Source organism: Streptomyces sp. H27-C3, assembly GCF_030063415.1.
Lineage (GTDB): Bacteria > Actinomycetota > Actinomycetes > Streptomycetales > Streptomycetaceae > Streptomyces.
In genome coordinates, this window is the sequence record NZ_JASITA010000010.1 from 106,500 (window position 1) to 132,685 (window position 26,186).

The window sequence follows — 26,186 nt, forward strand, 5'->3', positions numbered from 1 at the left end:
CCTCAGGTCTTGCGGATGCCGTCGAAACGCTTCAGACGCTCCAGCACCGCCTCGGCGGTGGGCGAGGGCATGTCGTCGACGATCCGGCCGTCGCCGAGGAAGAGCACCAGGTCGGCATGGGCGGCGGCGACCGGGTCGTGCGTCACCATCACGACCGTCTGCTCCAGCTCGTCGACCGCCTCGCGCAGGAAGGACAGCACCTCGGCGCCCGCCCGCGAGTCGAGATTGCCGGTCGGTTCGTCGGCGAAGATCAGCTCGGGCCGGGAGGCGAGCGCGCGGGCGCAGGCCACCCGCTGTTGCTGGCCGCCGGACAGCTGGGTGGGGCGGTGGCCCAGGCGGTCGCGCAGCCCCAGTGTGTCGATCACCCGCGCCAGCCACTCCTGGTCGGGCTTGCGGCCCGCGATGTCCATGGGGAGCGTGATGTTCTCGGCGGCCGAGAGCGTGGGCAGCAGATTGAACGACTGGAACATGAAGCCGATCTTGTCCCGGCGCAGCCGCGTCAACTCGCGCTCCTTGAGGCCCGTCAGCTCGGTGTCGCCGAGCCACACCTGCCCCGCGGAGACGGTGTCGAGCCCGGCCAGGCAGTGCATCAGGGTCGACTTCCCGGAGCCGGAGGGGCCCATGACCGCGGTGAAGCGGCCGCGCGCGATGTCGACGTCGACGGAGTCCAGGGCGATCACGGCCGTCTCGCCCGTGCCGTACGCCTTCGTGAGCCCCCGCGCGCGTGCCGCGTCCTTGGCATCGCGCGGCGCCGGTTCCTCGGCGCGTGCGGCCGCAGGTGTGGACAAGGTGGCCTCCCGGAGGCGCGGCAGAGTCAACTCCCGTACAGCTGATGAGAGTAGAGGGCAGGAGGCGCGATGGGTATCCGTCGTGAGGTCGGTGTGGCGCCGGGTCCGTGTAACGACCTCGGGGGCAATAGTGCGCGGGCTCCCGACGCCCCGCGACTCCGCCTGCGGCGTTGTCGTCGGTCGACGACGCCTTGCGTCGCCTCCCTCCTCCGCCTTGGATGCGAAGCCGCATGACGCCGCTCGCTGATCCACGCTCCATTGCCCCCGAGGTCGTAAGGGACAAGAGCGGATTCGGCGTCCGGGCCCACTTGCCGGTGCTAGCACTGTCGCGCTAGCGTGATGGGGTGGCTAAGACACAGCTGAACGTAAGGGTGGACGAGACCACAGCCGAGGCCGCGCGCCAGCGCGCCCTCCAACGCGGGATGAGCGTGAACCGCTACATCGAGGAGCTCGTCAAGCAGGACGCCGGAGAGGCGGGGCGCACCTTCGTCGAGGCCGCGTCCGACTTCATGAAGCAGTACGAATCGGTGTTCGCCGAGGAGTTCGGCACGGAGCACGAAGGCAAGCGTTGACTCTGAAGATCGACCTCGCCTGGCTCCTCATGATCGCCGAGCACAAGACACCCGGTGACCCGCAGGTCATCGACTGGGGTGCGCTGGTCGCCGCCGTGGCCCGGCACGACTCTGAGATATTCGGCATCCCGGTCTACAGCGACCCGCACGCGCGCGCCGCCGCGCTGCTCCAACTACTGCTGCACGTACCGGCCCTGGAGCGCTCCAACGCGATGTTCGCTTCGGCCGTCGCCTATGGCTACCTCGTCGCCTGCGGCCTCAAGGTCGTCACCTCGCCCGAGCAGGTACGGGACTTGGCCAGACTGGTGAAGGAAGGCAAGGCGGACGTCCACACCATCGCCGAGGAGTTGCGCCAGTGGAGCCTCTAGGGACTGTGGGGCCTGCGCGCGACACCACGGAGATCGACCGGGCACCCCCCCCTACGGCCTCCCCCGCGGTAGGGAGTGATCAGCGAGCGGAGTCGCAGGACGCCGGGAGCCCGCTCCGTATCGCGGGAGAGGTCGTTAGAGGGTGTGGGGCTTGCGCGCGACCCCCAGCACACAGGGCGACGACGGCAGCCTGATGCCCTTCTTCGGTACGTACAGCCGCCGATGCCGCTCGATCTCGAAACCGGCCGCCGCGATCGCGGCCAGTGGGTCGCGCGCGGTGTGACAGCCGCCGAAGAGCAGCGGCCACACGGTGCGGTCCAGCGCGCGCTGGGTCACCACCAGGGACCGGCTCTCGCCGATGCCGTGCTCGAAGAAGCGCAGCTCCCCACCGGGCCGCAGCACCCGTGCGATCTCGGCGAGGGCGCACGGCAGGTTCCGTACGGAGCACAGCACCAGTGACACCACGGCCGCGTCGTACGCCTCGCCCTTGACCGGCAGGGCCTCCGCCGCGCCCGGCACCACGGCCACCGGGACATCCGCGTCGAGAGCCGCCTGCGCGGCCAGCCGGCGCAGACTCCGCTCCGGTTCGATCGCCACCACCTCGGAGACTGCCGACGGGTAGTGCGCGAAGTTCAGCCCGTTGCCCGCGCCGATCTCGATGACCCGCCCCGAGAGCCCGACGAGCAGCTCCTCGCGGTGCGCGGCGACCCCGCCCCTGAGATCCGCCGCCACGCTGAGCCGGGCGTAGACACGGGCGAAAAGCGGATGGTGGACGGCGTCTCGGGGAAACTTGTTGCGGCGCAGTGCCATCACGGACTCCTGAGGCGGTCGTGGTCGCGTCACCCGATTCTGCCCCCGTACCGGCGGGTCAGCCGCTCACGAAGCAGAACTCGTTGCCCTCGGGGTCCAGCAGCACCTGGAAATCCCCGTTCTCGTCGGTGACGACGGAGCCCGACAGGGTCGCGCCGAGCCGCACCGCCTCAGCGCTCGCCGTGTCGATGTCGCCCGCCGCCAGGTCCAGGTGGAGCCGGTTCTTGACGGCCTTGCCCTCCGGCACACGCTGGAAGGCGATCCGGGTGAACCCCGGCGGGTCGATGAAGGACCAGTCCGCGCCGCGGTCCACCGGATCACCGCCCAGCAGGGCGGCCCAGAACCGCACCAGGGCGGCCGGCGCCGCGCAGTCGAAGACGATTTCGTCGACCCGAGCTCGCATGGAGACCACTTTACGGGCGCCAGGTGCCGCCGAGCCGGGGCGCGAGCCAATCGGTGGCGCGCCCCCGGAACACTTCGGGTGCCAGGGCCCCCGCGCCCTGCGGAACCACACCGAGCAGCGGGGCGCCCGCGGCCTCCGGCAGGTCCGTCAGATTACAGCGCTCGGCCAGATCAGGCTGCCGGGGCCAGCTGCCGATCACGACGCCCAGCTGCTCCAGCTTTCGCGCCCGCAGGGCCTCGGCGGTCAGGGCTGTCGCGTTGAGGGTGCCGAGGCCGGCGGGGACGACCACCAGAACGGGCGCGTCGAGCAGCCGTGCGACGTCGGCGAGCGTGGCCCCCTTGTCGTCGAAGCGCACGAGCAGGCCGCCCGCGCCCTCGATCAGCACCAGGTCGTGTTCGGCCGCCAGCTTCTCGGCCGCCTCCGCCACGTCCCGCGGCAGCACCGGGCGCATACCGGCGCGCCTGGCGGCGGTCGCGGGGGCCAACGGCTCGGGGAACCGGGCGAGTTCGACGCCCAGCACACCCTCACCCGCGAGCCGCACGGCGTCGTCGGCGTCACCCGGCGCACCGGGGGCCAGTCCGGTCTGTGCGGGCTTGAGCACGGCGACCGTGCGGCCCTGCGCGCGGGCGGCGGCGGCGAGGGCCGCGGTGACGACGGTCTTGCCGATGCCGGTCCCGGTGCCTGTGACGACGATGACGGCCATGCGTGCTCCTCGTGGGGGGTGTTGCAGGGGGAAGAAACGGCTTTACGCCGCCGACGCGGCCGCGCACACCGCCCGGGTGATGCGGGCCAGGTCCTCGTCGCCCGTCACATAGGGCGGCATCGTGTAGATGAGATCGCGGAAGGGCCGCAGCCACACGCCCTCGCGCACCGCGGCCCGCGTCGCCGCCGCCATGTTCACGTCGTGGTCCAGCTGTACGACGCCGATCGCGCCGAGTACGCGTACCTCCCGCACTCCGGGCAGCTCCGCCGCCTGGGCCAGACCCTCGCGCAGCCCGGACTCCAAGCGCTTGACCTCCACCTGCCAGTCCTGGCCGATGAGCAGGTCGATCGAGGCGCAGGCGACCGCCGCGGCCAGCGGATTGCCCATGAACGTCGGGCCGTGCGCGAGCACAGGGACCTCACCGCGCGAGATGCCATCGGCGACCCGCGAGGTGCACAGCGTCGCCGCCATCGTCAGATAACCGCCGGTCAGCGCCTTGCCGACACACAGCACATCGGGCGAGACACTCGCGTGCTCGGATGCGAAGAGGGTGCCCGTACGGCCGAAACCGGTCGCGATCTCGTCGAAGACCAGCAGCACGTCGTGCGCGTCGCACGCCTCGCGCAGCACCCGCAGATACGCGGGGGAGTGGAACCGCATCCCGCCCGCGCCCTGCACCACCGGCTCCACGATCACGGCGGCCAGCTCGTCCGCGTGCCGGGCGATCAGGTCACCGAGATGCGCGGCGTACGTCTCGTCGTACTCGGCAGGCGGCGCGTCCGCGAAGACCTGCCGCGGCAGCGCCCCCTGCCACAGCTCGTGCATCCCGCCCTCGGGGTCGCACACCGACATGGGTTGCCAGGTGTCTCCGTGGTAACCGCCCCGCCAGGTCAGCAGCCGCTGCTTCGCCGGCCGGCCTACCGAGCGCCAGTGCTGGAGGCACATCTTGACCGCGACCTCGACGGAAACCGAACCGGAGTCGGCGAGGAAGACATGCCGGAGCGGCTCGGGGGTGATCTCCACCAGCTTGGCGGCGAGCCGCACGGCGGGCTCATGGGTGAGCCCGCCGAACATCACATGGCTCATCTTGTCGAGCTGGCCGCGCGCCGCCTCGTTGAGCGCGGGGTGGTTGTAGCCGTGGATCGCTGACCACCAGGACGACATGCCGTCGATCAGCACGTCCTGACCGTGCGCGGGCTCGGCCAGCCTCAACCGTACCCCCGATGCGGACTCCACCAGGAGCGGCTCCGCCCGGCCCGGCATCGGACCGTACGGGTGCCACACATGCTCGCGGTCAAGACGCAGCAGCTCGGCTGGGGTGAGCGGCTCAGGCATTGGGCGCGAGGTCCGTCCCTGCGCCCCGGCGGCGTACCGACACCAGGTCCGTACGGGCGGCAGGCACCTCCGCAGCGGCCTGGGTCTCGACCTCCGCCGGGTCGTCGCCGCACGCCGATGCGCAACCGCCGCCGCGGTGCTGCGGCAGCGTCGTGGTGTCCGTGCCCTCCACCTCGAAGCCGGCGTCCGCGATCATCTCCAGGTCCGACTGGCCCGCCTGGCCCTCACTGGTGAGGTAGTCGCCGAGGAAGATCGAGTTGACCAGGTGCAGCGCGAGCGGCTGCATCGTGCGCAGATGCACCTCGCGCCCGCCCGCGAGCCTGACCTCCACGTCCGGGCAGACGAACCGGACCATCGCCAGGATGCGCAGCGCCCGCTGGGGGGTGAGGTTCCACTCCTCGGCGAGCGGTGTCCCCTCGAAGGGGATCAGGAAGTTGACCGGCACCGAGTCCGGGTCCAGGTCGCGCAGCGCGAAGACCACGTCGATGAGGTCCTCATCGCTCTCGCCCATGCCCGCGATCAGCCCGGAGCAGGCGGACAGACCCGCGGCCTGGGCCTGCTGGACGGTATCCACCCGGTCGGCATAGGTGTGGGTGCTGGTGATCTTCCCGTACGTCGACTCGGACGTATTGAGGTTGTGGTTGTAGGCGTCCGCGCCGGCCTCCCGGAGCCGCTCCGCCTGTCCGCCCGACAGCAGACCGAGGCAGGCGCACACCTCGACGTCCCCGTTCTGGTCCTTGATCGCCTCGATGGTCTTCGAGACCCGGTCGACATCACGGTCCGTCGGCCCGCGCCCGCTCGCGACCAGGCACACCCGCTTCGCGCCGCCCGCCACCCCGGCGGCCGCGGCCTTCGACGCCTCGTCGGGCTTCAGCCAGGTGTACTTCAGAATCTCGGCCTTGGAGCCGAGCCGCTGAGAGCAGTACGAGCAGTCCTCGGGGCACAGGCCGGACTTGAGGTTGACGAGGTAATTGAGTTTCACCCGCCGCCCGAACCACTGGCGGCGTACTTTCCCGGCCGCGGCCACCACATCGAGCAGATCGTCGTCGGAGGTCGCCAGCACGGCGAGAGCTTCTTCGCGGGTCGGCAGCTCGCGCCGCAGCCCCTTGTCCACCAGCGTGTTCAGCAGATCCATGGCCTTGATCCTGGCGCACGGCACCGCCCCTGGCCAAGGTGGAATCACACAAGAGCACGGTCTTGAGGTGTGGGTATTGCCACACCCTGCCCTCACGTGCCCACCGCTAGTGTCTGTGGGCTGCCTACAATAGGGACTCACCGATGCCGCAGGAACCGTTCGCACCGTTCGGCTGGATCGACGAGCAGGCGCGGCTGCGCGCGGCGGCCGGACTCGTCAGGACGCTGCGTCCGCGGCCCGCCGAGAGCGCCCTGCTCGACCTCGCGAGCAACGACTACCTCGGGCTCACCCACCGCCCGGAGGTCACCTCCGCGGCGGCCGGGGCCGCCCGTCGCTGGGGCGCGGGCGCCACCGGATCACGGCTGGTCACCGGCAGCACCGAGCTGCACGCCGAGCTGGAGCGGGAACTCGCCGCGTTCTGCGGCTTCGAGGCGGCCCTCGTCCTGTCCTCCGGCTACGCCGCCAACCTCGCGGCCCTCACCGCGCTCAGTGGCCACGGCTCGCTGATCGTTTCCGACGCGCTCAACCACGCGTCGATCGTCGACGGCTGCCGCCTCTCGCGCGCCGATACGGCGGTCGTGCCGCACGCCGACCCCGACGCCGTGCGCAAGACGCTCGACGCGCACGACGGCCGTGCGCTGGCCGTCACCGACTCGGTGTTCTCGGTGGACGGCGACGCGGCGCCACTGGTGGAGCTGGCCGAGGTCTGCCGCGCGTACGGGGCGGCTCTCGTCGTCGACGACGCGCACGGCTTCGGGGTGCTGGGCGACGGTGGCCGGGGCGCCCTCGACGCGGCCCGGATCGCGGGCGCGGACGGTGTGGTCGCGACCCTCACCCTGTCGAAGTCCCTGGGCAGCCAGGGAGGGGTGGTCCTCGGCCCGGCCAAGGTCATCGACCACCTGGTCAACACGGCCCGTACGTTCATCTTCGACACGGGGCTCGCCCCGGCCGCCGCCGGTGCGGCCCTCGCGAGTGTGCGGCTGCTGCGCCGGGAACCGGAACTGGCAGCGCGCGCCCGAGCGGTGGCGGCCGCCCTGCACCGCGGGCTGACCGACGCGGGCCTGACCGCGGTACGCCCCGACGCCGCCGTGGTGTCGGTCCTGGCGCCCTCGCCGGATGCGGCGGTGCGGTGGGCGGCCGACTGCCGTGCGGCCGGGCTCGTGGTGGGCTGCTTCCGTCCGCCGTCGGTGCCCGACGGGATCTCCCGCCTCAGGCTCACGGCGCGCGCCGACCTGACCGACCAGCAGATCGAAGAGGCGGTGGGCACGATCAGCAGGACCGCGCCCACCGGGTGACTCTCAACAGCACTGGCCGATGGCCTGTTTTCGTATGGCCGACAGAAAGCTCCAGATCGGCAATGTTCGGAAAGGAGAAGATAGCGAAAGGGCCGGTGAGATAGATATGCCCGCCGGAAGCGAAAGGCACAACCTGTAAGCGGACATGAGGCAGCTGCGCCAACTCCAGCAACTGCCTCGGCTGGTGTGTCATGGTCCCCCGGCCGCCCGCCTGTCGCCGCAGTACCGCCTCGTCCAGGACCGCGCTCAACTGCAGCGGGCCATCGGCCCGCAGTACTTCCTGGCGGGCCAGGCGCACCTCCACCAGAGAGTCGGCCTCCTCCGCCGACGGATCGTCCCGCGCGGCCCGGGTCACCGCCCGCGCGTGGTCCGGCGTCTGCAACAGCCCCGGAACCACGGTGTTCTCCAGCGTGCGCGCCGAACTCGCCTGGAGCTCCAGGCTGATGAAGTCCCGGTACTGCGGCGGCGGCAGCCCCCGATAGGCGTGCACCAATGGCTTCCCGAGTCGTTCACGGAGCCGGCCAACGCGTCCGGCAACGCCCGAAGCTGCGGATCGCCCACTTCGTACACATGCAGCAATCGGGCCACGTCGGTGGCCTTCACGGCACTGCGCCCCGTCTCGATCCTGCTCACCTTCGACTGGTGCCACCCGACCAGACAGGCGGCTTCCGGGCTGGTCAGCCCGGCGCGGTCAGGGCAGCCCGCGCACTCTTCCCCCCAGCTTGCGTCGCCGCACCGCGGGACCTTTCTGCATATTGACTCCCTCCGCCCCGCGCCGATGCGCCATTCCGGAACCCAAATACGTTCTCGCGTAGCAGAGTTCACCGCTTCGAGCGACAGATTTATGCATATCTTGGAGGATCGCCACCTATCACGGCACCATCAGTGTCACTCTGGCGCAGAGCACAATCCGAGGCCGCCCTCGAAGTTGCATCCGCTACGAGTCGGAGTCCGGCCCCGGTGGGAAAGGGACAGCGTCGCCATGGCAGACCATCAGGAATCATCCGTCACTCTGCCGAGCGATCCAGCCTCGGTCTCCGCGGCACGGAGATACGTCGCGGAGACTCTCGGCGGCTGGGGCATGCCGCCGGATTCCGATGCCGCCGATATGGTCCGGCTGATCGTCTCGGAGCTTGCCACCAACGCGGTGCAGCACACGCTCGGCCAGTCGCCCACCTTCACCGTGGACGTACAGCTGGAACGGGACGAGCGCTTGCGCATCGGCGTAACCGACAGCCACCCTCGGTGGCCGAAGCGGCTTCCCGCCGCGGTCCAGCAGGACAACGGGCGCGGCATGGTGATCATTCGCTGTCTCACCGCGGAGTTCGGCGGACGGCTGTCCGTGACCCCCACGGCCGAGGGCGGCAAGACGGTCTGGATCGCGCTGCCGTGGACCGCGCCGGTCCGCGCCCCTGCCCAGACGCCCGTCCAGGCGTAGTCCCGACCGGGGGCGTGCCTGAACGGCCTGGTGCTCGGGGCTGCTTGCCCGCTCGTGCGGCGTGCTCAGCCGGGGCGGTCCCGGTCGTGGACCGTGCTCAGCCGGTACCGGCACCGCTTCGGCCGGTACCGGCGGCCCGCCCGAACACGCCGCGCAGCAGGGCCCGCAGAGTGTCCGCGGCCGGGCTCCGTTCGCCGGTCCTGTGCACGACCGAGATGGTGCGCCGCAGTCCGGCGTCCGCCAGCGTCCGCGATCCCACGGGGGTCGTCGCCATCGCGGCGACCATCTCGGGCACTCCGAGCCCCGCGCTGACCAGCGCGCACACCAGCGCGTACCCGGGCGACTCGCACACCACCGCCGACGTCGCCCCCGCCGCGGCCAGCGCAGCCTCCACACCCTGGCGGGGATGGTTCGGCGCACTGCTGATCAGTGGCTGGCCGGCCAGGTCCGCCAGGCGCAGCCGCTCCGAGCCTCCGGCCAGCGGATGGCCGGGCGCCGTCACCAGCACCAGCTCCTCGACCGGCAGCCGCTCCGCCGCCACCCCGGAGGGCAGTGGCACGGTCGGCGCCGGTTCGTAACTGTGGGTCAGAGCCAGGTAGCCTCGCCGGCCGCCACCGCGGTGACACCCGGGGCGGCCGACCCCCAGCAGTTTCTTTAGGCAGACCAAGAGGCGGTGTGACCGCGCCGCCGGGGAATTCGGGCGGGTCCGGCGACGGGCGGGCGGTCATGGCTAACGACCTCGGGGGCAATGGAGCGTGGATCAGCGAGCGGCGTCGACCGACGACAACGCCGGAGGCGGAGTCGCAGGGCGTCGGGAGCCCGCGCACTATTGCCCCCGAGGTCGTAAGGCGGACAGCACCGTCGCCATGACCGCCCAGGCCCGTCACCGGGGTGGGGCCGGGGTCGGGGTCGGTCAGCGCACCCTGCCGTACCAGACGCTCTTGGACCAGATCTTCTCCAGCCGCACCACGGACCCGCGCTTGGGGGAGTGCCAGATCTTGCCACTGCCGGCGTAGATGCCCACGTGGTAGACGTTCCGACCGGAGTGGAAGAAGACCAGGTCGCCGCGGACCCTGCTGGAGGAGGAGACGCGGCGGGTCTTGTTGTACTGCGACTGTGCGGTGCGCGGCAGGCGCTTGCCCGCCTTCTTGAACGAGTAGAGCGTCAGCCCCGAGCAGTCGAACCGGTTGGGACCCGCTGCCCCGTACCCGTACGGGGACCCCTTCTTCGACGCGGCCACTTTCAGTGCCTTCGTCGAGTGCGCCGGGGCGGCCTGCGCCTCATTGGCGGCTCCTGGCACCAGCATCGAGGCGCCCATTACGGCAATGGTGAGGGCCGAAGCCGCTCCGGTTCTGGTCATCAGCGACGGAAAATTCATCTGCGCAGTCATGCGCAACCCTTCGTCAGCCGCCTGTGAAGGATGACCTGTCGGGTTCGGACAGGCGAAGATGTCCGGCCGCGTCAAGCGGCTTCACCCCAAGGGACGGCCTGGTGAACAGGCCACCCCGACGCGCTTGGGTCCTCCACTCCTGCCGTTGCACTCTGTCGACCAGGCATCCGGGAGGCGGCAGGACTCAGCGTCCACCCGGACCGCCCCGCCGTGTGGCAGGGGCTTGTCGTCCTAGGGATCTTGACCCAGACCCGTCTGTTTTCCGAGCTGAAACGACGTTATGTGAGGCTCCTCACCACTGACCCGTTCGGGTGGACAGGGGTGTTCGCGTCCACCGCCGTCGGTGCGTGGCGACGGCGGAACCAGCGGCGGAGTGATTCATTCCGGTTGGCGCGTAGGTGAGATGTGCAAGTCGAGCGGTACTGCTGTCCCAGCGTTGACTACGCCATTTGAGGGAGCGTGTGTCGTACGACGACCGGCTCGCGGGCCGAGCCGAGCGCCGTCAACTCGATGAAACCGGTGGCGCGGTGACCCGGCCCGAGCGCCGCTCCCCGTCGAGCACGCGCAGCGCCCGCGCCAGGGTGGCGGCGTGTACCCGGGTTTCGCCCCGCTCGTGCATCAGGGTGAGGGCGTCCCGCAGTGCGGGAGCCCCTTCGAAGCGAGAGCCCGCGTGGCCCGCAGTGCCCCATAGGCGTCCGTGGCGCGCGCCGGGTTGATCCGTCCCAGCAGATCGACCACTTCGAGAAAGCGGTCGACGAACTCACCCTCGGCGCGGGTCAGTGCGGTCAGTGCGGTCAGTGCGGGCAGCGGGGGCAGCTCGGGCAGCGGCATCGCGGCTCACCTCGGCGAGGAGGAGTCGCGGGTATCCTTGCGGCTCTGCACGATGTGGTCCACCAGGCCGTACGCCTCGGCGGCGCCGGCGTCGAAGATCTTGTAGCGCTCGATGTCCTCGCCGATGCGCTCAAGGCTCTGCCCGGTGTGGCGCGCCAGCATCCCGGCGACCATGTCGCGCATGCGCAGCAGTTCCTGCGCCTCGATCTCCAGATCCGACGGCTGGCCGTGCAGGGGCTGGTCGATGAGGGGCTGGCTGAGGAGCACCCGGGTGCCCGGCAGGGCGAGGCGTTTTCCCGGGGCGCCGGCCGCGAGCAGCACGGCGGCCGAGGATGCCGCCTGGCCCAAGCAGATCGTCTCCACGTCGCAGGTGACGAACTGGATCGTGTCGTAGATCGCGGCCATGGCGGTGAACGAGCCGCCGGGGGAGTTGATGTAGAGCGAGATGTCCCGGTCGGGGGCGGCGTGTTCGAGGTACATGAACTGCGCCGTCACGTCGTTGGCCGCCGTGTCGTCGACCGCCGTTCCGAGGAAGACGATCCGCTCCTCCAGCAGCCTGGAGTACGGGTCCGTGGTTCGGGTCTCGGTGCCGGTGCGCTCGGTGAACTCGGGCAGTACGTAGCGCGCGGAGGCGGCGGAAGTGCGGTGCATGGCAGTGGCTCTCCTCATGCTGCTCGGGCTCACTCTCTGTAGAAAATGTACAGGACGTACAAGCCGTAATATGGGGAGCATGGCCTATGAGATTCCGGTGACGCAAGCCCGAGCAGAGCTCGCCGAGCTGATCAACCGCGTGGTGTACGGCGGGGAGCGGGTGGTCGTGACACGTCACGGGAAGCCGCTCGTGGCGCTGGTCTCCGCCGCTGACCTGCAGCGACTCGAAAGCGATGCGGCGGTGGTCGAGGAGCAGGTGATCAGCTCCGTCTCCGCCATCGGCTCGTTCGCGTCCGCTCCGGGCGAACGGCGCCGCTTCGGTATCGCCGCCGAGCACCGCGGTGAGCAGAGTGGCGAGCGCGGCGGCGGCCACCGCGAGGGCTGAGCGCACACAAAAGGCCGTGCGCCCCCGTCCATTGCGCCGGGGACACACGGCCGGCCCTGCGTGGGCGGCGTACGGGTAGGACGTCGTGCGTGTCAGCCCACCGGGACCGCCTGCGGCGCGGCTGCGCCGACGCCTGCCGGAGTCTCCGCCGCCCTGCGCCGCCCGCCCACCAGTACGGCGGTCAGGCCGAGTGCGGCCCACAGGCCGAGCACGAGAAGCGGCGTCGCTGCGGCGCTTCCGTCGAAGAAGGCGACCGACCGCAGCAGTGATCCGCCCGCGCCGGGTGGCAGCCACCGGCCGATGGCCCCGGCCGGCTCCGGCAGCAGCTGCGGCGCGCTCGTGACGCCCGAGAACGGGTTCCCGATCAGCACCATAAGCAGCGATCCGAGCCCGATCCCCGCACGCCCGACGAGCGCCGCGCACCCCGCCACGGCCGCGCCGATGGCCAGTACGGTCAGCCCCACCACCCCCGCCTCGCGGTCTACAACTATTTCCCCAGCAAGGAGGAGCTGATCGCGGCCATCGCCGACGAGGCGTTCGCCGAGATCCGCGGGGCCTTCGAGGCCGCGGCGGGGAGTGTCCCGCCGCCCACCCCCGACGTGCTGCTCGGCCGTGTGCTGCGCCGCATGCTGGAGGAGCGGGTACTGGGCGCTGACCGGGGATCGTTCGCCAGGCTGATCGTCCAGGTGTGGACCGAGACCCTGCGCAACGAGCAGCTCGCCGCCGTGCTGGACGAGGGGTACAGCGGACTGCGCGTCTCCTGGGCCAAGCTGGTGGACGCCTACCGCGACAGCGGACTGATGGCAGCGGACGTCCCCGCCGACCATGTGGCCCGCACTCTCATCGCCACGGCCCAGGGCTTCATCGTCCAGCAGGCGCTCTTCGGCGACGTGGAGGTCGGCGTGCTGGAGGACGGGCTGCGGGGGCTGATGTCCAAGCAACAACCCAAGATCAGTTAACGCGCCGGAAAAACTTCACCCCTAACGTTCAATCCCAGGCCGCGAAGTGCTCAAGCGCAGGTCAACAGAGTGTTGACGTGGGCTAGGGTCCCGCTGCGCCCATCCTGTTCCGGGCGGGACAACTGTGAGGTGGACACGTGCAACTGACTCCGCACGAGCAGGAACGACTGCTCATCCATGTGGCCGCCGATGTGGCGGAGAAGCGCAGGGCGCGCGGGGTGAAGCTCAATCACCCCGAGGCGGTCGCGCTCATCACCGCGCACATCCTCGAAGGGGCCAGGGACGGTCGCACTGTCGCCGAACTCATGGCGTCCGGCCGTAGGGTGCTCGGCCGCGACGACGTCATGGGCGGCATCCCCGAGATGATCCACGACGTGCAGGTGGAGGCGACCTTCCCGGACGGGACCAAGCTCGTCACCGTCCATGAACCGATCGTCTGACGGGGCAACGGCGATGATCCCCGGAGAGGTCCTGTACGCCGACGGGCCGGTGCGCGTCAACGAGGGCCGCGCCGTCACCCGCCTCACCGTCCTCAACGCCGCCGACCGGCCCGTCCAGGTCGGCTCCCACTACCACTTCGCCGAGGCCAACCCCGGCCTCGACTTCGACCGCACCGTCGCCCATGGGCTGCGGCTCAACATCGCCGCGGGCACCGCCGTGCGCTTCGAGCCCGGCATCCCCGTCGACGTCGAACTCGTCCCCATCGGCGGCCTGCGCATCGTCGCGGGCCTGCGCGGGGAGACCGGAGGGTCCCTCGATGCCTGAGCTCCATCGCGCGGTGTACGCCGACCTGTTCGGCCCCACCGCCGGCGACCGTATCCGGCTCGCCGACACCGACCTGCTGATCGAGATCGAGGAGGACCGCTCCGGCGGCCCCGGGCGCGCGGGCGACGAGGCGGTCTTCGGCGGCGGCAAAGTGATCCGCGAGTCGATGGGCCAAGCCAGGACCACCCGCGCCGAAGGCGCCCCCGACACCGTCATCACCGGCGTCGTCGTCCTCGACCACTGGGGCATCGTCAAGGCCGACGTCGGCATCAGGGACGGCCGGATCACCGGCATCGGCAAGGCCGGCAACCCCGACACCATGGACGGCGTACACCCCGACCTGGTCATCGGGCCCGAAACCGAGATCATCGCGGGCAACGGCAAGATCCTCACCGCCGGGACCGTCGACGCCCATGTCCACTTCATCTCGCCGACCGTGGTCGACCAGGCACTGTCCTCGGGCACCACCACCCTCGTCGGCGGCGGCACCGGACCCGCCGAGGGCACCAAGGCCACCACCGTCACGCCGGGGCCTTGGCACCTGGCCCGGATGTTCGAGGCGCTGGAGCACTACCCGGTCAACATCGGACTCCTCGGCAAGGGCAACACGATGTCCCGCGAGGCGATGCACTCCCAACTGCGGGGCGGCGCCGTCGGGTTCAAGATCCATGAGGACTGGGGGGCCACCCCCGCCGTGATCGACGCCTGTCTGAGCGTCTGCGACGAGACCGGCGCGCAGCTCGCCATCCACACCGACACCCTGAACGAGGCCGGGTTCGTCGGCGACACCCTCGCCGCCATCGCCGGGCGCTCCATCCACGCCTACCACACCGAGGGCGCGGGCGGTGGGCACGCACCCGACATCATCACGGTCGTCTCCGAGCCATATGTGCTGCCCAGCTCGACCAATCCGACCCGGCCGCACACCGTCAACACCATCGAGGAACACCTCGACATGCTGATGGTCTGCCACCACCTCAACCCGGCCGTGCCGGAGGACCTGGCCTTCGCCGAGTCCCGGATCAGGCCGAGCACCATCGCAGCCGAGGACATCCTGCACGACATCGGCGCCATCTCGATCATCTCCTCCGACTCCCAGGCGATGGGCCGCATCGGGGAGGTCGCGATGCGCACCTGGCAGACCGCGCACGTGATGAAGAAGCGCCGCGGCCCGCTGCCCGGAGACGGTCTGGCCGACAACCGCCGCGCCCGTCGCTATGTCGCCAAATACACCATCAACCCGGCGGTCGCCCAGGGCCTGGACCGCGAGATCGGCTCCGTCGAGAGCGGCAAGCTCGCCGACCTGGTGCTGTGGGACCCGGTTTTCTTCGGTGTGAAGCCGCAGCTGGTCATCAAGGGCGGACAGATCGCGTACGCGCAGATGGGCGACGCCAACGCCTCCATCCCGACCCCGCAGCCGGTGCTGCCCCGGCCGATGTTCGGTGCGCTCGGCAGGGCCCCGGCGGGCAACTCCGTCAACTTCGTGACCGGTGCGGCGATCGAGGACGGGCTGGGGGAGCGGCTCGGCCTCGGCAAGCAGTCCGTGCCGATCAGCAGCACCCGCGGGCTCACCAAGGCCGACATGCGGGAGAACGACGCGCTCCCGCGTGTCGAGGTCGACCCCGACACCTTCACCGTGACCATCGACGGCGATCCGGTCGACCCCGCGCCCGCCGCCGAACTCCCGCTCGCCCAGCGTTACTTCCTGTTCTGATGAGCCTCCGATGAGCCGCGCCGCCCTGCTCGTACTCGCCGACGGCCGCTTCCCCGCCGGCGGCCACGCCCACTCGGGCGGGGCGGAAGCGGCTGTCAAGGCGGGCCGCGTCCGCAGCGCCCCCGACCTCGCGGCGTTCTGCCGGGGGCGACTGCACACCACCGGACTCACCGCGGCGGCGCTCGCCGCCGCCGCTGCCGCCGGAATCGACCCGCTCGACCTCGACGAGGCCGCCGACGCCCGTACGCCCGCACCCGCCCTGCGGGCCACGGCACGCAAGCTCGGCCGGCAGCTGATGCGCGCCGCCCGCGCCACCTGGCCGTGCGCGGAGCTCGACGCGCTCGCCGCCGCGCGCCCGCGCGGCGCCCACCAGCCCGTGGTGCTCGGCCTGACCGCCCGTGCGGCGGGGCTCGGCCCCGAGGACGCCGCACACTGCGCCGCGTACGAAAGCGTCAGCGGCCCCACGACCGCGACCGTCCGCCTGCTCGGCCTGGACCCCTTCGAGGCCACCGCCGTCCTCGCCCGCCTCGCACCCGAACTCGACCAGGTCGCGCGCCGGGCCGCCGAGGCAGCTCGGCGCGCACTCGACGAAGGCGCCGGCGCACTGCCCGCCGCCTCCGCGCCGCTGCTCGACATCACGGCCCAGGCGCACGCGGCCTGGCCCGTACGCCTCTTCGCCTCGTAACACTTTTAGGAGAGCCGCACCATGCACCTCGACCACTCGCACTCCGGCCCCGCCGCCGTCAGCGCCGACGCCGTACGCCCCGACGGCCGCAGGCGCGCGCTGCGCATCGGACTCGGCGGCCCGGTCGGCTCCGGCAAGACCGCGACCGTCGCCGCCCTCTGCCGGGCCCTGCGCACGGAACTGTCCATCGCCGTCGTCACCAATGACATCTACACGCGCGAGGACGCCGAATTCCTGCTGCGCAACGCCGTGCTGCCGCCCGAGCGCATCCAGGCCGTCGAGACGGGGGCCTGTCCGCACACTGCCATCCGGGACGACATCTCCGCCAACCTCGAAGCGGTCGAGGACCTGGAGGACTCGGTGGGGCCGCTCGACCTGATCCTGGTCGAGTCCGGCGGCGACAACCTCACCGCGACCTTCTCCAAGGGGCTGGTCGACGCGCAGGTCTTCGTCATCGATGTGGCGGGCGGCGACGACATCCCGCGCAAGGGCGGGCCCGGCGTCACCTCCGCGGACCTGCTGGTCGTCAACAAGACCGACCTCGCGCCCTACGTCGGCTCCGACCTCGGCCGGATGGCCCGCGACGCCAAGGAGCAGCGCGGCGAACTCCCCGTCGTCTTCACCTCGCTGGCCTCGGTCGAAGGGGTGCGACCGATCACCGACTGGGTCCGCGAGCAGCTCGGGGCCTGGTCCGCGTGACGCCGGTGAGCCCCGCGCCCACGGTCACGGCCACGGGGGCCGAGGCGACGCCCGCCGTCGCGTCAACCCGCATCGGTGCGGCGGGCTTCGCCGCACCACGCGTCGAGTCGACGGGCATCGCCGCGACGGCCCGCATCACCGCCGCCCCCGACGGCCGGGGCGGTACGAGCCTGCCGGTGCTGGAGAGCGACGGGCCGCTCGCGCTGCGCCGCACCCGCGCAGGCGGACCGTACGCCCGGGTCACCGTCGTCGGTGCGATGAGCGCGCCGCTGGGCGGCGACCGGCTGGCGGTCGACGCGGACGTGCGGGCCGGCGCGATGCTGCGCGTGGACTCCGCGGCTGCGACGGTCGCCCTTCCCGGGCGGACCGGGGCCCACGCCTGTTACGACGTACGGCTGACGGTGGGGGAGGACGCCCGGCTCGACTGGCTGCCGGAACAACTCATCTCGGCGTACGGCAGCGATCTGCGGATGACCACCCGGGTCGAACTCGCCGCATCCGCCCGACTGGTGCTGCGCGAGGAGCAGATCCTCGGCCGCCACGGCGAGGTCCCCGGTACGCTCACCACCCGGCTGACCGTGCGCCGGGCGGGCCGACCGCTCCTGGACCAGGAGCTTTCCTACGGGCCTGGGGCCCCCGGCGGCTGGGACGGGGGAGCGGTGCTCGGCGGCGCGCGGGCGACCGGCCAGCTGCTCGTGGTGGACCCGAGGTTCGCCTCCGAGCCTCCCGAAGCGCGGCTGTTGGGGGACGGCGCGGCGCTCACTCCGCTCGCGGGACCCGCGGTGCTGGTCACGGCGGTGGCGGCCGACGCGCTCCTGCTGCGGCGCGTCCTGGACGAAGCGGCCCAAATGGTCGTTCCCCGGTAGCTTCTGCCTGCACCGCTCACCGGGACACGGCTCACCGGTTATGGGATTGGTAAAGAAATGCCGGTCCGGCCTGTTGCCCGGGGCACTTGAGACGACAGGATTCAGCCGTACACCGACTGACTGACCACTTGCGTCACACGTGACACAACTGAAACAGGGGGAGGCACCACTTGAGGCGTACGGCAGTGCTCGGCTCGGCCGGCACTCTGATTGCGGGAACGCTGCTGGCCGGCGCGATAATCGCGCCGTCGGCCAGCGCCGACGGCAAGCGTCACAGCACCTCGGAGGCGCGGGGGACGCAGATCGCCGCGGACCGCGCGGCGAAGGCGGGCATCGACTGGACCGACTGTCCGGCCGACTGGGGGTTCGCGAAGCCCATCCAGTGCGGCTTCGTCAGCGTCCCGGTCGACTACGCGAAGCCGAACGGCCGCAAGATCAAGATCGCGGTCGACCGCATCGGCAACACCGGCTCCAAGAAGGACCGCCAGGGCGCCCTGCTTTACAACCCCGGCGGCCCCGGCGGGTCGGGCCTGCGGTTCCCGACCCGGGTCACCACCAAGAACCCGATCTACGCGAAGGCCGCCAAGGCGTACGACTTCGTGGGCTTCGACCCGCGCGGCGTCGGCCACTCCTCGCCGATCTCCTGCATCGACCCGCAGGAATTCGTCAAGGCGCCGAAGCTCGACCCGGTGCCCGACAGCGAGGCCGACAAGCGCGCCCAGCGCAAGCTCGCCGCCGAGTACGCGGACGGCTGCCAGGAGCGCAGTGGCTGGCTGCTGCCGCACATGACCACGCCGAACACCGCACGCGACCTGGACGTGGTCCGCTCCGCGCTCGGTGAGAAGAAGCTGAACTTCCTCGGCGTCTCCTACGGCACCTACCTCGGCGCGGTCTACGGGACGCTGTTCCCGACCCACGTCCGTCGCATGGTCGTCGACAGCGTCGTCAACCCGTCGAAGGAGAAGATCTGGTACCAGGCCAACCTGGACCAGGACGTCGCCTTCCAGATGCGCTGGAACGACTGGAAGAAGTGGGTCGCGGCCAACGACGCCACCTTCCACATCGGCAACACCCCCGAGAAGGTCGAGCAGCAGTGGGTCAAGCTGCGCGCCCAGGCCAAGAAGGCGCCGCTCGGCGGCATCGTCGGCCCGGCCGAATTGACCGGGTTCTTCCAGAGCGCGCCGTACTACGACTCCGCCTGGGTGCCCACCGCCCAGACCTGGAGCAAGTACGTCGCGGGCGACACCCAGGCGCTCGTCGACGCCATCGCCCCCGACATGTCGGACACCAAGGGCAACGCGGCCTCGGAGAACGGCAACGCCGTCTACACGGCCGTCGAGTGCTCGGACGCCAAGTGGCCGACCAGCTGGAAGAAATGGGACCGGGACAACACCAGGCTGCACGAGACCCACCCGTTCCTGACGTGGGCCAACGCCTGGATGAACCTGCCCTGCGCCACCTGGTCCAGCAAGCAGCAGACCCCGCTGAACGTGAAGTCAGGCAAGGGACTGCCGCCGGTGCTGATCGTCCAGGCCGAGCGTGACGCCGCCACCCCGTACGAGGGCGCCGTCGAGCTGCACAAGCGGTTCAAGGGCTCGCGCCTGATCACCGAGAAGGGCGCCGGCTCGCACGGCGTCACCGGGATCGCCAACCCGTGCGTCAACGACCGGGTCGACACCTACCTGCTCACCGGGAAGACCGACCGCCGCGACGTGACGTGCGCGCCGCACGCCACGCCGAAGCCGTAACGGCTCACGGCAGGCAAGCGGGCAAGTAAGTAACGACCTCACCCGCGATTGACAGTGGGAGAAGGAGCGACGCCGGAGGCGGAGGTCCCAGGCGCCGCGACGCCGCTGCCAATCGCGGGTGAGGTCGTAAGCAGGCAAGAAGGGGCGGCCGGACTTCCGGCCGCCCCTTCCCCATGCCCATCCTTCTCTGTTCTGCCGTCCCGCTACTTTCGCTGGGCCAGCCAGGCGTCCTCTTCGGCGTACTTGAAGAGATCACCGTCGCGCTGCGCCATCTTGGCGAATGCGTCCGTCCACTCCCTGCCGCGCAGTTCCTCGACCAGCCAATCGACCGTCGCCGGCAGCGACTCCTCGTACCCGGTGACGGCCCGGTAGCCCAACTCGCGCTCGGCGGCGCTCATGTCGAACACCATGGGATGCTCGATCGCCCAGGGGCTCATCCCGACATCCCCGACCGGCGCCGGGCCGTCCACCAGGACGGTCTCGGTCTCCAGGCCCATGATCCGGTCGATCGCCGCAGCGATCCCGGCGACGGACGGGGCCGTCGGGTCCCCCGAGTTGAGCACCCGCGAGCCCGGCCTCAGCGCGGCCAGCCGGATCATCTCCGCGACGTTGGAGACATGCACCGGGTGGAACCGGCTCTTCCCGCCGAACGCCAGCACCCGTACCTTGCGACCGTCCAGCGCGCGCTTCACGAAGAACAGCTCGCGCGGAGTCCGGCAGTGCGGCCCGTGCACGGCGCCCGCCCGCAGCAGCGTCGTCGGCAGCCTGCTCGCCAGCAACTCCTGTTCCAGGGCGGCCTTGCGGGTGCTGTACGTCGTGTCTTCCGGCGCCACCGTCGGCTGGCTCTCCAGGATCGGCACCGGGTAGCGGGGGAAGCCGTCCGGCACATCCTGGGTGTCGAAGCCGCGGCCCCGGTCGTCCGCGTAGACCGCTCCGCTGGAGATGACCACCGCGGATCCGATCCGGTCCGCGAGCGTGATCAGCTGCCGGGCGTGGTCACGGCCAAAGGCGACCATGTCGACCAGCATGTCGCAGCCGTCGCCGAGCGCGGCGGACAGCGCCCCCTCCTCGTCCCGGTCGACCCGGACCGCCCTCACATCCTCCGGCCAGGAGTCGTCCCGGCCGCCGCCGCGTGAGGCGGCCCGCACGTCCCAGCCGTCCAAGGCGAGAGCCCGCACGGCGGGCCGCCCCATCTGTCCTGTCGCTCCGAGTACAAACGCGGTTCCTCTGCTCATGTCCGGAACGCTACGAGGGACATCGCCGCCGGGGCAGGCCCGTTCGCCGTCCGCCGATTCGCGCTCAGCGAAGCAGCCGGGGGAACTTCTTCGCCTGCTCGGCCTTCACCTCGGCCGCGTACCGGTCCACGTACTCCTGCCCGGACAGGCCGAGGATCGCGTACATGATCTCGTCGGTGACCGCACGCAGCGCCGCCTTCTCGTTCTCCATGCCCGCGTAGCGCGAGAAGTCCATCGGCTCGCCGAAGCGGACGGTGACGCGCTTGACGCGGGGCACCTTCTGGCCGGGCGGCTGGATCTCGAACGTGCCGACCATCGCGCACGGCACCACCGGCACCTGCCCCTTGATCGCCATGGCGGCCACTCCGACCTTGCCCTTGTAGAGGCGGCCGTCGTGCGAGCGCGTGCCCTCCGGATAGATGCCCAGCAGCTCGCCCTTGCGCAGGACACCGAGCCCCTCACGAATGGCGTTCTTCCCCGCCTCCTTGCCCGATCTGTCGACCGGGATCTGCCCGGCGCTGCGGAAGAACGCGGCGGTGAGGCGGCCTTTGAGGCCGGGGCCGGTGAAGTACTCGGCCTTGGCGAGGAAGGTGATGCGCCGCTTGATGATCGCGGGCATGAGGAAGTGGTCCGAGAACGAGAGGTGGTTGCCGGCGACGATCGCGGCGCCGTCCTCGGGGATGTGATCGAGTCCTTCGATGCTGGGCCGGAAGAGCAGCCTCAGCAACGGGCCGAGAAGCACGTACTTGAGCAGGTGGTAGAACATCGGGCTGCTCCTCGTTCTGCCAGGTCAATGGGCATCTCGGGGGAGTCAGTGTAGGGGCAGGTGCCGTCGCGCGTAACTGTGCCCACCGGACACCGCCGCACCCTGCGCGCCGTCGTACGCCTCTGAGCCGGACCGGCTGCCACGAGTGGTGGCCACATTACTGACATGGCATCAAATGCCGTCAAGTCCCCATACAGCAACCTCTGCTGAATATCCGTCAGATACCCAAAAGAGAGAGAAATCTGCTTGATCACCACCCCATCGAGTGATGGTAAGGTCATCAACGCTTGCCAGGCGGCGGGGGAGCCGCTATGGCGCGAAAACGTACCGCGTCGGCCCAGGATTATGCCACCCCGGGAGAGCTATGCCATCAGCCGGGCCTTTTGAGGCAGTCGGGCAGGAGAGGACGCGCGGCGGCCGATCCTGGAGCCCCGAGAGCGTGAGCGCACCCGGACGCATTCCCCGGACATTCTGCGGACGGCGGCCCAGCCACTCAAAGAGAGCCTTATGAATCAATACTTCCAGGACCCAGCGCTGTGGGCATTGATTGCTGGAACTCCTGTCGCCGCGACCGCGGTGGTCCGCGGCAGGAAAACCATCAGCGGACTGCGCAAGGAAAAGCTGGAACTCGCCTCGCACTACGCCACTCTCGAAGAGCATTACGCGGAGTCGGTGCAAGAGGCGAAGGAGCGCGCCGAGGACGACACGAAGACCGCGCTGAAGTCGGCGATGCGTACGCTTCAGGGTCTCGCCAGCGAACAGCAGCTCGCCATCGGCAAGTTGCAGGGCAAGTACGGCGATCAGCAGATTCTGCAGGATCTGCTGGACATCGACCACATGAACTCGCAGTTCGCGCGGCGCGCCCAGTCCATCGCCGTGCTGTGCGACGGCTGGCTCGGCCGTCAGCGGTCGGCCGCGTCGCTGTACGACGTGGTACGCAGCGCAAAGGGCCGGATCCGCCACTTCGCCCGGGTCGAGATCCGCACGCAGAGCAATTTCGCCATCGTCAGCAAGGCCGTGGAACCGGTCGCGCTCACCCTCGCGGAACTGCTTGACAACGCCACGAGCTACTCGGCGCCCGAAACGATGATCGAGATCAATATCCGGCCGGTCCCCAAGGGCGTCTGCATCATCGTCGACGACGCCGGTGTGGGGATGAACGAGGAGGAGAAGAGCCGGGCGGCGAAGCTCCTTTCGAGCGAGCGCTCGCCCGGAGTCTCGGGGCTCGGGAATCCGCCGCAGTTCGGATTCACCGTGATCGGTGTACTGGCCGCACGGTACGGATTCAGTGTCTCCGTCGACTCCACCTCGCCCTATGGAGGAGTGCGCGCCGTGGTGCTTCTGCCCGACGAACTCCTCACCGCCATGCCGGAATCCGACCGCAGGCCCGAGACGCCCGTACGCAGGCGCGAGGTGACGGAGGATCCCCCCGTGGGTAAATTTCCCTCTGCGCCGCTCGAATCCGAAGAGATTCCGGTGGCTCCTTCGACCACATTCGGTGGCCTGCCGAAACGTCGGCGCAGGGGCGCGATTTCGATCGTGCCCGCAGCCGACACGGATGCCGCTCCGGCACGATCGACCGAACAGATCGCCTCTGTCATGGGGGCATTTCAACGGGGGACGCACTCAGGACGACGTTCAACCAGCGCAAGTAGCGAAGGGCATGAGGCTCAGTGAATTACGACCTGTCGTGGATGCTTGACAGTGCTCTGGAAGTGCCCGAGGCGCGCCACGCGATTCTCGTCTCCGCGGACGGCCTGCTCATGGCCCGCTCGAAGGAGGTCGGCAAGGACCACGCCGACACAGTCGCCGCGGCGATGAGCGGGATGCAGTCACTCTCCCGAACGGTGGCCGACTTCTGCGGCAGACCACCGAGCGACCGCCCGACCTGGCGCCAGACCCTCGTCGAATTCGAGCACGGCTGGGTCTTTCTCATATCTGCGGGCGAAGGTGCCTACCTCGCCGTATCGGCCTCCCCCGAGGTCGACATGGCCGAGATCACCTTCCGTATGCAGCAGCTCGTCGGTCAACTCGGCAAGGCCCTGACCAGCCCCCCTCGCGAGATTGCTGATACCAAGGCATGACGACACCGGACGATCCCGAGCAGGGACTTGAAGCACCTCCATTAGTGCGGCCGTATGTGATCACCAACGGCCGCAGTCTCCTCGACCACGACGAACTGTCGCTGATCACTCTGATCACCGTGGCCGACGAGGCCCCGAGGCCGGATCTTCTCGATCCGGAGAAGCGCCGTCTCGTCGAGCTCTGTTCCGGTGGGTATCTCGCGGTCGCGGAAATCGCCGGACATACGCAGCTGCCCGTCGGCATCGTCAGGCTGTTGCTGTCCGACCTCAAGGCCGCGGGATATCTGTTCACGCGCACCCCCATCCCACGCGCCGAGCCCGTTGAGCGGCGGATACTCGAGGAGGTGCTCAATGGCCTCCAAGCTCGCTTTGGATGACCGCACTTACTTGAGCGATTCGGTACAGACCGCGGCGAAGATCCTTGTGGTCGGGCACTTCGCGGTCGGCAAGACCACGCTCATCGGGACGCTCTCCGAGATTCCGCCGCTGCGTACCGAAGAAGTCATGACGCGGGCCGGCGAGAAGATCGACGATCTCAAGGGCGCCCCCGGCAAGACGACCACCACGGTGGCCATGGACTTCGGCCGGCTGACGCTCAGTGAGAGCCTGGTCCTCTATCTCTTCGGGACGCCGGGACAGCAGCGCTTCGTTCAGGTCTGGGAGGACATGTCCCGGGGCGCCCTCGGGGCCCTGGTACTCGTCGACCCCGAGCGGCTCGAAGAGTCCTTTCCGGTCATGGATCTGGTCGAGCAGTACGGGATTCCGTACACCATCGCCGTCAACCGGTTCGACGACACCCCGACCCACGTGGACGACGAGATACGGGAGGCCCTCGACCTCCTGCCCGAGACGCCCCTCGTCAATTGCGACGCGCGCGACGAACGTTCATCGGCGAACGCCCTCATCGCGCTCGTCCGTTACCTCCAGTCGCGCCTTCCCTAGGAGTTCGGCATGCAATACCCCCCGGAAGCCCCGGCACCGCCGCCCGGCTGCCCGGCCCACAACAGTGGTGCGAGTGTCCCCCTGCACGGACCCGAGTTCGCCGCCGACCCGCAGGGCTTCTACGAGCACCTGCGCGGTTACGGACCGGCCGGCCCCGTCGAGCTCGCCCCCGGAGTGGAGGCCATGCTGGTCACCGACTACACGGCGGCGTTGCATGTGCTGCAGAACCCCGACGTCTTCGCCCGGCACTCGCGCCATTGGCGCGCCCTGAGCGAGGGGCGGGTGCAGCTGGACAGCCCCGTTCTCCCCATGATGGCGTACCGCCCGAACTGCCTGTTCACCGACGGCGCCCAGCACTTGAGGCTCCGTCAGGCCGTAACGGAGTCGCTGGCCCGGATCGACACACACCGGATGAGCCGGCACGTGGACCGCGTCGCCGCCTACCTCATCGACCAGTTCAACGGCCACGGCGAGGCCGACCTGATCGCCGAGTACGCGCAGCTGCTTCCTCTGCTGGTCTTCAACGATCTCTTCGGGTGTCCCGCCGAGATCGGCGACCGGCTGCTCCACGGCTTCTCCGGCATCTTCGACGGTGTGGACGTGGAACGGGCCAACGAGATCCTCACCCAGTCCCTCTTCGAGCTGGTGACGCTCAAGCGCGCACAGCCCGGCGAGGACATCACCTCGTGGCTGATGCAGCACGAGGCGGGGCTCACCGACGAGGAGATGATCCATCAGCTCGTGATGCTCATCGGGGCGGGCACCGAGCCCACCCAGAACCTCATCGCCAACGCGCTGCGGCTGCTGCTCTCCGACGAGAAGTACTCCGGTGGCCGGCACACGGCCGGCCTGCTGGTCGAGGACGCGATCAACGACGTGCTGTGGAACAGCCCGCCGATCGCCAACTACGCCGCGCACTACCCGGTGTACGACGTCGACCTCGGCGGAGTCGGGGTGGCCGCGGGCACCCCCGTGGTCATCAGCTTCGCCGCGGCCAACTCGGACCCCGCCCTGTCCTCGAACTCCGCGAGCGGCCAGATGCTCAGCAAGCGGGCCCACCTCGCCTGGGGCGCGGGAACGCACGCGTGCCCGGCGAAGGACCCCGCGCTGCTCATCGCCGTACTGGCGATCGAGAAGCTGCTGAACAGCCTGCCGGACATCGATCTGGCCGTCCCCGTGGACATGCTCGCGTGGCGGCCGGGGCCCTTCCACCGTGCCCTGAAGTCTCTTCCCGCCCGTTTTACCCCGGAGCGCAAGGAGCGAAGGGCGCCCGCACCTCACGGGGTCGGCGTCCCGGGGCCCGGAAACAACCAGGCGCAGGCCACCCAGAGCGCTCCGCAGCGGGGCAAGTGGTGGAGCGGATTCCTGACCTGGTGGAAGGTCTGAGGTCCGCGACCTGAAGTTCCACTCTTTGGCGCCCGTTCGGTCCTGCGTTGAGCAGGCACCCGAGCGGGCGCTTCTGTGAACGACCGCCTGCTGTGAACGGCTGTCTCCAGTGAATCTGCACATTGAATACGCAGGCAGCGCACTCCCTGGTACGGACCTGGCGTGCATGCTCCTCGCCCCGGCCGCCGCCGAAGATCATTGGTGCGGGAATGTCCAGTTCGCCGTCGACAACG

Annotated in this window: 28 protein-coding genes, 4 pseudogenes and 1 riboswitch; of the genes and pseudogenes, 18 read left to right on the forward strand and 14 right to left on the reverse strand. The window is 70.0% G+C overall.

Annotated features, from left to right (window positions below; genetic code table 11):
- Nucleotides 1-2 precede the first annotated feature (2 nt).
- Nucleotides 3-788, reverse strand: coding sequence for an ABC transporter ATP-binding protein (locus QMK30_RS12345; protein ID WP_283517618.1), 786 nt, complete (start codon nucleotides 786-788; stop codon nucleotides 3-5).
- A 344-nt stretch (nucleotides 789-1,132) separates the two neighbouring features.
- Between QMK30_RS12345 and QMK30_RS12350 the strand changes: the two genes are divergently transcribed.
- Nucleotides 1,133-1,360, forward strand: coding sequence for an antitoxin (locus tag QMK30_RS12350; protein WP_283517619.1), 228 nt, complete (start codon nucleotides 1,133-1,135; stop codon nucleotides 1,358-1,360).
- Nucleotides 1,357-1,728: a fic family toxin-antitoxin system, toxin component gene (locus QMK30_RS12355; protein WP_283517621.1), complete on the forward strand. Its 372-nt coding sequence runs from the start codon at nucleotides 1,357-1,359 to the stop codon at nucleotides 1,726-1,728. Before QMK30_RS12350 ends, QMK30_RS12355 begins: the two co-directional genes overlap by 4 nt.
- Before the next feature lie 135 nt (nucleotides 1,729-1,863).
- Here the strand turns inward: QMK30_RS12355 and QMK30_RS12360 are convergent, their stop codons facing one another.
- From QMK30_RS12360 to bioB, 5 genes are read right to left on the reverse strand one after another with little or no spacing between them, the layout of a single operon-like run.
- Complete coding sequence (locus QMK30_RS12360; protein WP_283517623.1) at nucleotides 1,864-2,538, reverse strand: class I SAM-dependent methyltransferase; 675 nt, start codon at nucleotides 2,536-2,538, stop codon at nucleotides 1,864-1,866.
- A gap of 58 nt (nucleotides 2,539-2,596) precedes the next feature.
- Nucleotides 2,597-2,941: a VOC family protein gene (locus QMK30_RS12365; protein ID WP_283517625.1), complete on the reverse strand. Its 345-nt coding sequence runs from the start codon at nucleotides 2,939-2,941 to the stop codon at nucleotides 2,597-2,599.
- Nucleotides 2,942-2,951: 10 nt separating this feature from the next.
- Nucleotides 2,952-3,644: a dethiobiotin synthase gene (gene bioD / locus QMK30_RS12370; RefSeq protein ID WP_349362065.1), complete on the reverse strand. Its 693-nt coding sequence runs from the start codon at nucleotides 3,642-3,644 to the stop codon at nucleotides 2,952-2,954.
- 42 nt (nucleotides 3,645-3,686) lie between these two features.
- Nucleotides 3,687-4,979 carry an adenosylmethionine--8-amino-7-oxononanoate transaminase gene (locus QMK30_RS12375; protein ID WP_283517627.1) on the reverse strand — a complete coding sequence of 431 codons (1,293 nt, stop codon included), beginning with the start codon at nucleotides 4,977-4,979 and terminating at the stop codon, nucleotides 3,687-3,689.
- Nucleotides 4,972-6,114: a biotin synthase BioB gene (gene bioB / locus QMK30_RS12380; RefSeq protein ID WP_283517629.1), complete on the reverse strand. Its 1,143-nt coding sequence runs from the start codon at nucleotides 6,112-6,114 to the stop codon at nucleotides 4,972-4,974. The genes QMK30_RS12375 and bioB overlap by 8 nt, the downstream gene beginning before the upstream one ends.
- Nucleotides 6,115-6,257: 143 nt before the next feature.
- On the opposite strand from bioB, the gene QMK30_RS12385 reads away from it, so the two are divergent.
- Nucleotides 6,258-7,409: an 8-amino-7-oxononanoate synthase gene (locus QMK30_RS12385; RefSeq protein ID WP_283517631.1), complete on the forward strand. Its 1,152-nt coding sequence runs from the start codon at nucleotides 6,258-6,260 to the stop codon at nucleotides 7,407-7,409.
- Here the strand turns inward: QMK30_RS12385 and QMK30_RS12390 are convergent.
- Nucleotides 7,384-8,163 (reverse strand): annotated as a pseudogene (locus QMK30_RS12390) (helix-turn-helix domain-containing protein). The gene QMK30_RS12385 and the pseudogene QMK30_RS12390 overlap by 26 nt on opposite strands.
- Nucleotides 8,164-8,391: 228 nt before the next feature.
- On the opposite strand from QMK30_RS12390, the gene QMK30_RS12395 reads away from it, so the two are divergent.
- Entirely contained in the window at nucleotides 8,392-8,847 is a 456-nt protein-coding gene (locus QMK30_RS12395; protein ID WP_283517633.1) for an ATP-binding protein, read from the forward strand.
- A 97-nt stretch (nucleotides 8,848-8,944) separates the two neighbouring features.
- On the opposite strand, the pseudogene QMK30_RS12400 reads toward QMK30_RS12395, so the two are convergent.
- The 4 genes and pseudogenes from QMK30_RS12400 to QMK30_RS12415 form a co-directional block, all read right to left on the reverse strand.
- Nucleotides 8,945-9,474 (reverse strand): annotated as a pseudogene (locus QMK30_RS12400) (LysR family transcriptional regulator substrate-binding protein); the annotation flags it as partial.
- Nucleotides 9,475-9,760: 286 nt separating this feature from the next.
- On the reverse strand, nucleotides 9,761-10,237 hold the full coding sequence (locus tag QMK30_RS12405) for a C40 family peptidase (protein WP_283517634.1): 477 nt from the start codon (nucleotides 10,235-10,237) through the stop codon (nucleotides 9,761-9,763).
- A gap of 3 nt (nucleotides 10,238-10,240) precedes the next feature.
- Nucleotides 10,241-10,413: riboswitch (cyclic di-AMP (ydaO/yuaA leader) on the reverse strand.
- A 326-nt stretch (nucleotides 10,414-10,739) separates the two neighbouring features.
- Nucleotides 10,740-11,068 (reverse strand): annotated as a pseudogene (locus tag QMK30_RS12410) (hypothetical protein).
- A 6-nt stretch (nucleotides 11,069-11,074) separates the two neighbouring features.
- Nucleotides 11,075-11,719, reverse strand: coding sequence for an ATP-dependent Clp protease proteolytic subunit (locus tag QMK30_RS12415; protein ID WP_283517635.1), 645 nt, complete (start codon nucleotides 11,717-11,719; stop codon nucleotides 11,075-11,077).
- Nucleotides 11,720-11,798: 79 nt separating this feature from the next.
- Here QMK30_RS12415 and QMK30_RS12420 point away from each other — a divergent pair, with 79 nt between their 5' ends.
- Complete coding sequence (locus tag QMK30_RS12420; protein WP_283517636.1) at nucleotides 11,799-12,104, forward strand: type II toxin-antitoxin system Phd/YefM family antitoxin; 306 nt, start codon at nucleotides 11,799-11,801, stop codon at nucleotides 12,102-12,104.
- Nucleotides 12,105-12,196: 92 nt separating this feature from the next.
- On the opposite strand, the gene QMK30_RS12425 is transcribed toward QMK30_RS12420, so the two are convergent.
- Nucleotides 12,197-12,568: a hypothetical protein gene (locus tag QMK30_RS12425; RefSeq protein ID WP_502963124.1), complete on the reverse strand. Its 372-nt coding sequence runs from the start codon at nucleotides 12,566-12,568 to the stop codon at nucleotides 12,197-12,199.
- 12 nt (nucleotides 12,569-12,580) lie between these two features.
- Here QMK30_RS12425 and QMK30_RS12430 point away from each other — a divergent pair.
- From QMK30_RS12430 to QMK30_RS12465, 8 genes and pseudogenes are all read left to right on the forward strand, one after another.
- Nucleotides 12,581-13,063, forward strand: a pseudogene (locus QMK30_RS12430) (TetR family transcriptional regulator C-terminal domain-containing protein); the annotation flags it as partial.
- 137 nt (nucleotides 13,064-13,200) lie between these two features.
- A complete protein-coding gene (locus tag QMK30_RS12435) occupies nucleotides 13,201-13,503 on the forward strand; it encodes an urease subunit gamma (protein WP_283517637.1) in 303 nt (100 codons plus the stop codon).
- Between the two features lie 13 nt (nucleotides 13,504-13,516).
- Nucleotides 13,517-13,828: an urease subunit beta gene (locus QMK30_RS12440; protein ID WP_283517639.1), complete on the forward strand. Its 312-nt coding sequence runs from the start codon at nucleotides 13,517-13,519 to the stop codon at nucleotides 13,826-13,828.
- Entirely contained in the window at nucleotides 13,821-15,542 is a 1,722-nt protein-coding gene (locus QMK30_RS12445) for an urease subunit alpha (protein ID WP_283517641.1), read from the forward strand. Before QMK30_RS12440 ends, QMK30_RS12445 begins: the two co-directional genes overlap by 8 nt.
- 10 nt (nucleotides 15,543-15,552) lie before the next feature.
- Nucleotides 15,553-16,227, forward strand: a complete 675-nt coding sequence (locus QMK30_RS12450; RefSeq protein ID WP_283517643.1) for an urease accessory protein UreF — start codon at nucleotides 15,553-15,555, stop codon at nucleotides 16,225-16,227.
- Between the two features lie 21 nt (nucleotides 16,228-16,248).
- Nucleotides 16,249-16,926 carry an urease accessory protein UreG gene (gene ureG, locus QMK30_RS12455; RefSeq protein ID WP_283517645.1) on the forward strand — a complete coding sequence of 226 codons (678 nt, stop codon included), beginning with the start codon at nucleotides 16,249-16,251 and terminating at the stop codon, nucleotides 16,924-16,926.
- 71 nt (nucleotides 16,927-16,997) lie between these two features.
- On the forward strand, nucleotides 16,998-17,792 hold the full coding sequence (locus tag QMK30_RS12460; protein ID WP_502963129.1) for an urease accessory protein UreD: 795 nt from the start codon (nucleotides 16,998-17,000) through the stop codon (nucleotides 17,790-17,792).
- Between the two features lie 170 nt (nucleotides 17,793-17,962).
- Nucleotides 17,963-19,540: an alpha/beta hydrolase gene (locus tag QMK30_RS12465; RefSeq protein WP_283517647.1), complete on the forward strand. Its 1,578-nt coding sequence runs from the start codon at nucleotides 17,963-17,965 to the stop codon at nucleotides 19,538-19,540.
- A 203-nt stretch (nucleotides 19,541-19,743) separates the two neighbouring features.
- On the opposite strand, the gene QMK30_RS12470 is transcribed toward QMK30_RS12465, so the two are convergent.
- Nucleotides 19,744-20,775, reverse strand: coding sequence for an NAD-dependent epimerase/dehydratase family protein (locus tag QMK30_RS12470; RefSeq protein WP_283517649.1), 1,032 nt, complete (start codon nucleotides 20,773-20,775; stop codon nucleotides 19,744-19,746).
- 64 nt (nucleotides 20,776-20,839) lie between these two features.
- Nucleotides 20,840-21,541 (reverse strand): lysophospholipid acyltransferase family protein, encoded by a 702-nt coding sequence (locus QMK30_RS12475; RefSeq protein ID WP_283517650.1) that lies wholly within the window; start codon nucleotides 21,539-21,541, stop codon nucleotides 20,840-20,842.
- 507 nt (nucleotides 21,542-22,048) lie between these two features.
- On the opposite strand from QMK30_RS12475, the gene QMK30_RS12480 reads away from it, so the two are divergent.
- From QMK30_RS12480 to QMK30_RS12500, 5 genes are read left to right on the forward strand one after another with little or no spacing between them, the layout of a single operon-like run.
- Complete coding sequence (locus QMK30_RS12480; RefSeq protein WP_283517651.1) at nucleotides 22,049-23,218, forward strand: ATP-binding protein; 1,170 nt, start codon at nucleotides 22,049-22,051, stop codon at nucleotides 23,216-23,218.
- Nucleotides 23,215-23,625 (forward strand): roadblock/LC7 domain-containing protein, encoded by a 411-nt coding sequence (locus tag QMK30_RS12485; protein ID WP_283517653.1) that lies wholly within the window; start codon nucleotides 23,215-23,217, stop codon nucleotides 23,623-23,625. Before QMK30_RS12480 ends, QMK30_RS12485 begins: the two co-directional genes overlap by 4 nt.
- On the forward strand, nucleotides 23,622-24,002 hold the full coding sequence (locus tag QMK30_RS12490) for a DUF742 domain-containing protein (protein WP_283517654.1): 381 nt from the start codon (nucleotides 23,622-23,624) through the stop codon (nucleotides 24,000-24,002). The genes QMK30_RS12485 and QMK30_RS12490 overlap by 4 nt, the downstream gene beginning before the upstream one ends.
- A complete protein-coding gene (locus QMK30_RS12495) occupies nucleotides 23,977-24,567 on the forward strand; it encodes a GTP-binding protein (RefSeq protein WP_283517656.1) in 591 nt (196 codons plus the stop codon). Before QMK30_RS12490 ends, QMK30_RS12495 begins: the two co-directional genes overlap by 26 nt.
- Before the next feature lie 9 nt (nucleotides 24,568-24,576).
- A complete protein-coding gene (locus QMK30_RS12500) occupies nucleotides 24,577-25,953 on the forward strand; it encodes a cytochrome P450 (RefSeq protein WP_283517658.1) in 1,377 nt (458 codons plus the stop codon).
- The last annotated feature ends 233 nt before the right edge of the window (nucleotides 25,954-26,186 follow it).

Excerpts from the sequence above, each read along its gene's own strand:
- ureG (WP_283517645.1), top strand. The coding sequence starts at position 16,249 with ATGCACCTCGACCACTCGCACTCCGGCCCCGCCGCCGTCAGCGCCGAC.
- QMK30_RS12385 (WP_283517631.1), top strand. The coding sequence starts at position 6,258 with ATGCCGCAGGAACCGTTCGCACCGTTCGGCTGGATCGACGAGCAGGCG.
- QMK30_RS12415 (WP_283517635.1), bottom strand. The coding sequence starts at position 11,719 with ATGCACCGCACTTCCGCCGCCTCCGCGCGCTACGTACTGCCCGAGTTC.
- QMK30_RS12475 (WP_283517650.1), bottom strand. The coding sequence starts at position 21,541 with ATGTTCTACCACCTGCTCAAGTACGTGCTTCTCGGCCCGTTGCTGAGG.
- QMK30_RS12495 (WP_283517656.1), top strand. The coding sequence starts at position 23,977 with ATGGCCTCCAAGCTCGCTTTGGATGACCGCACTTACTTGAGCGATTCG.
- QMK30_RS12440 (WP_283517639.1), top strand. The coding sequence starts at position 13,517 with ATGATCCCCGGAGAGGTCCTGTACGCCGACGGGCCGGTGCGCGTCAAC.
- QMK30_RS12365 (WP_283517625.1), bottom strand. The coding sequence starts at position 2,941 with ATGCGAGCTCGGGTCGACGAAATCGTCTTCGACTGCGCGGCGCCGGCC.
- bioD (WP_349362065.1), bottom strand. The coding sequence starts at position 3,644 with ATGGCCGTCATCGTCGTCACAGGCACCGGGACCGGCATCGGCAAGACC.
- QMK30_RS12490 (WP_283517654.1), top strand. The coding sequence starts at position 23,622 with ATGACGACACCGGACGATCCCGAGCAGGGACTTGAAGCACCTCCATTA.
- QMK30_RS12360 (WP_283517623.1), bottom strand. The coding sequence starts at position 2,538 with ATGGCACTGCGCCGCAACAAGTTTCCCCGAGACGCCGTCCACCATCCG.
- QMK30_RS12450 (WP_283517643.1), top strand. The coding sequence starts at position 15,553 with ATGAGCCGCGCCGCCCTGCTCGTACTCGCCGACGGCCGCTTCCCCGCC.
- QMK30_RS12500 (WP_283517658.1), top strand. The coding sequence starts at position 24,577 with ATGCAATACCCCCCGGAAGCCCCGGCACCGCCGCCCGGCTGCCCGGCC.
- QMK30_RS12395 (WP_283517633.1), top strand. The coding sequence starts at position 8,392 with ATGGCAGACCATCAGGAATCATCCGTCACTCTGCCGAGCGATCCAGCC.
- QMK30_RS12375 (WP_283517627.1), bottom strand. The coding sequence starts at position 4,979 with ATGCCTGAGCCGCTCACCCCAGCCGAGCTGCTGCGTCTTGACCGCGAG.
- QMK30_RS12420 (WP_283517636.1), top strand. The coding sequence starts at position 11,799 with ATGGCCTATGAGATTCCGGTGACGCAAGCCCGAGCAGAGCTCGCCGAG.
- QMK30_RS12470 (WP_283517649.1), bottom strand. The coding sequence starts at position 20,775 with ATGAGCAGAGGAACCGCGTTTGTACTCGGAGCGACAGGACAGATGGGG.
- QMK30_RS12405 (WP_283517634.1), bottom strand. The coding sequence starts at position 10,237 with ATGACTGCGCAGATGAATTTTCCGTCGCTGATGACCAGAACCGGAGCG.
- QMK30_RS12480 (WP_283517651.1), top strand. The coding sequence starts at position 22,049 with ATGAATCAATACTTCCAGGACCCAGCGCTGTGGGCATTGATTGCTGGA.
- QMK30_RS12445 (WP_283517641.1), top strand. The coding sequence starts at position 13,821 with ATGCCTGAGCTCCATCGCGCGGTGTACGCCGACCTGTTCGGCCCCACC.
- bioB (WP_283517629.1), bottom strand. The coding sequence starts at position 6,114 with ATGGATCTGCTGAACACGCTGGTGGACAAGGGGCTGCGGCGCGAGCTG.